Consider the following 2,669-nt stretch of genomic DNA (forward strand, 5'->3'; position numbering starts at 1 on the left):
CAGTTCACCGACGACCCGAGCCGCATCCTCGTACTCGGTGGCGTCGTGTTCCCTGACAGTCCTGGGCTCGCCGGTCACTCTGACGCCGATGCGGTGGCGCACGCCTGTGCCGACGCGCTGCTCGGTGCAGCTGGCCTCGGCGACATTGGGATGCACTTTCCGGACACCGACGAACGGTGGCGTGGCGCCGACTCGATTACGTTGCTGAAGCACGTGGTCAGTCTGCTCGCCGCGGATGGTTGGGGAGTCGGCAACATCGACACAGCGCTCGTCTGCGAGCAGCCGAAGATCGCGCCGCGTCGAGACGAGATGCAGCAGGTGCTGAGTGCGGCGGTCGGAGCACCAGTCACCGTGAAGGGTAACCGGGCCGAAAAGCTTGGTTCTATTGGTCGCAGTGAAGGTGTCGTGTGTTTCGCCACGGCGCTCATCCAACGAATGACGAACACGTCGGAAACGGACGAATCATGAGCAAGCAGGGTCGAAGCCGTGGTATCTCCGGTGGAACAGGCAAGCGTCAGGGAAAGCCCGGCGGCAGTCCTGGTGGGAGCGCAGGTGCCAGTGCGGGTGGCCGCGTCGGCGGCCGTCCGGGCAGCCGTCCTGGTCAACGCAGTGGGCCTCGGCCGGGCCAGCGCAGCGGTCCGCCGCCGCGCCGAACCGGTGGCCCGCAGGGTGGTGGCCGTGAGGCCGATCCGCGTACCCCAGGTCGTGGGCTCGGTGGCAAGCAGATCGAGGGGCGCCAGGCCGTCCGCGAACTGCTCATGGCTGAGAAGCGCAAGGTCTACGACATCTTTATCAGTGCTGATCTCGAAGGTGATGCTGGCGTCGCCGACATCGTCGAGATCGCCCGCGCCCAGCGTGTAATGGTCACCTACATCGCACGTGTCAAGCTCGACCGCGAGGCCCGCAGCGAATCGCCGCAGGGTGTGCTCGCCACTGCCGCTGAACTCGAAGAGGCTGACCTCGGCGAACTGCTCCGAACGAAAAACGGGGTCAAGCCGTTCCTCGTTGCCGTCGATGGCGTGACCGATCCGGGCAACCTCGGAGCAATCATTCGCAACTGCGATGGCGCCGGCGTCACCGGCGTGCTGCTCCCGAAGCATCGTGCGGTGCACGTCACCCCGACGGTGGCGAAGGCGTCGGCTGGTGCGATCGAACACGTCCCGATCGCACTCATTCCTGGTCTTCCAGCAACGCTCGCCAACATGAAAGATCACGGCATCTGGATTGTCGGGCTCGACGACAGCGCCGACCGGGATCTCTTTGACCTGGCGGCGCTGGCCGACGAACCGATCTGCCTCGTCCTCGGCGCCGAGGGAGGCGGCCTGTCGAAGCTTGTCAGGCAGCGGTGCGACACGATCGTGTCGATCCCGATGATGGGCCGCATCAGTTCACTGAATGTTTCCGCCGCTGCGGCACTTTCGACCTACGAAATTGCTCGGGGCAGACGAGCTGCGCCTTAGCCTGGATCCACCGTGTAGGTGATGGTGGTGGGTGGTTCGCGTCCACCAAAAAGGCCTCCCGAGCTGGGATGATGTTGATACTCGAAGTCAACGTAATCCAAGCCACAGGAGGCACTTTCTGTGTTCTCAGTATCGCGCACTATCGACCGCTACGACACGTCATTCGATCATGACGGTCTGATCGCCAACGCCGGGCTGATCGTGGTCGCCACGCTGATGTCTCGACTCGGCCTCGAAGCACTCGCGAACCGGTGGGTGCGGACCGGGTCGCACGCCCCTGGCCGCAAGCTCTGCACGCTGATCGCCGCGATGGTCGCTGACGCGACCCGCATTGATCACACCGACGTGCCGCGCGCTGGCGCGACACAAACGGTGTTGCCGTTTCGGGTGATGGCACCCTCGACGATCGGAACATTTTTGCGCACGTTCACGTTCGGCTTCGTCCGTCAACTCGACGCCGTCGCAGCACGGCTACTCGCGAACGCATGGGCCGCGGGCGCGGGCCCCGGAGACGGCAACATGGTGATCGACTTGGACTCCACGATCTGCGAGGTTCATGGCCACGCGAAGCAGGGCGCCGGATACGGCTACACCAAATGCCTCGGCTACCACCCCCTCGTCGCAACACGGGCCGGGACCGGCGAAGTCTTGTTCTCGCGGATGCGGAAAGGATCAGCCGGATCCAGCCGCGGGATCAACCGGTTCGTCGACGAACTCGCCGGCGTTTTACGCCGCGCGAAAGCAACCGGCGCGAAAACGGTGCGCGCCGATTCGGGGTTCTGGTCGTGGGAACTGCTCCGAACTTTGGATCGGCACAAGATGGCCTGGTCAATCACCGTCGCCAACCATGCCAAGGTGAAAGCCGCCATTGCCAACATTGCTGATGACGGGTGGGTCGATATCGACTACACACTCGGCGGGTTCGCCCAAGTGGCCGAAACCACCTATGTCGGCGGCGGACCGCGCAAGAAGGACCGTCGCACCGTCCGCCTCGTCGTGCGACGCACCCGCCTGGCCGAAACCGCCCAAGCCCGCCTGTTTCCCGAGTGGCGACACCACAGCTTCATCACCAACCGGACCGACTTGACCACGATCGAAGCCGACGAGTTCCATCGCAACCACGCCATTGTCGAACTCGCCATCAGAGAACTCAAAGACGGCGGCGCTGCTCACATCCCCTCCGGTCACTACCCGGCGAACGCCGCCTGG

3 protein-coding genes are annotated in these 2,669 nt (G+C 64.4%); all 3 read left to right on the forward strand.

What is annotated here, in order from left to right:
• The coding region (gene ispF / locus ACH2EI_RS05650; protein WP_395159405.1) for a 2-C-methyl-D-erythritol 2,4-cyclodiphosphate synthase at positions 1-468 on the forward strand (468 nt) is incomplete at its 5' end.
• The gene (gene rlmB / locus ACH2EI_RS05655; RefSeq protein WP_395153751.1) at positions 465-1,460 is read left to right on the forward strand and encodes a 23S rRNA (guanosine(2251)-2'-O)-methyltransferase RlmB; all 996 of its coding nucleotides are present in this window, start codon (positions 465-467) and stop codon (positions 1,458-1,460) included. The genes ispF and rlmB, both read left to right, overlap by 4 nt.
• A gap of 120 nt (positions 1,461-1,580) precedes the next feature.
• The coding region (locus ACH2EI_RS05660; RefSeq protein ID WP_395159407.1) for an IS1380 family transposase at positions 1,581-2,669 on the forward strand (1,089 nt) is incomplete at its 3' end.

The sequence above is a fragment of the Ilumatobacter sp. genome, from assembly GCF_041688325.1.
GTDB lineage: Bacteria > Actinomycetota > Acidimicrobiia > Acidimicrobiales > Ilumatobacteraceae > Ilumatobacter_A.